The organism is Pseudomonas sp. PDM17 (assembly GCF_014851985.1).
Classification (GTDB): Bacteria; Pseudomonadota; Gammaproteobacteria; order Pseudomonadales; family Pseudomonadaceae; genus Pseudomonas.
This window is the reverse complement of the sequence record NZ_JACVAT010000031.1, coordinates 1-270: the sequence shown is the minus strand read 5'-3', so window position 1 is coordinate 270 and position 270 is coordinate 1. Positions and strand designations below refer to the sequence as shown.

The 270-nt window shown below is 62.6% G+C and carries 1 protein-coding gene; it reads left to right on the top strand.

Features of this window, described 5'->3' with window-relative positions; all coding sequences use genetic code 11:
- A partial coding sequence (locus IB256_RS30510) for a hypothetical protein (RefSeq protein ID WP_225602048.1) occupies positions 1–270 on the top strand: 270 nt, incomplete at both ends.

Genomic DNA, 270 nt, shown 5'->3' with positions numbered 1-270 from the left:
GTGAGTCGAAGGCCAACAACGCCAATGACGTGGCTCTGGGTGCAGGCTCCACCACTGACGTAGCTGTCGGCACTGCTGGCACCACCATTGCCGGTACCGACTACAGCTTCGCCGGCGCGACTCCGACCAGCACTGTTTCGGTCGGCAGCAAGGGCAGCGAGCGCACCATCACCAACGTTGCCGCTGGCCGCCTGAGCGCGGACAGCACCGACGCCATTAACGGTTCGCAGCTGTTTGCCACCAACCAGGCAATTGATGGCATCAACACCA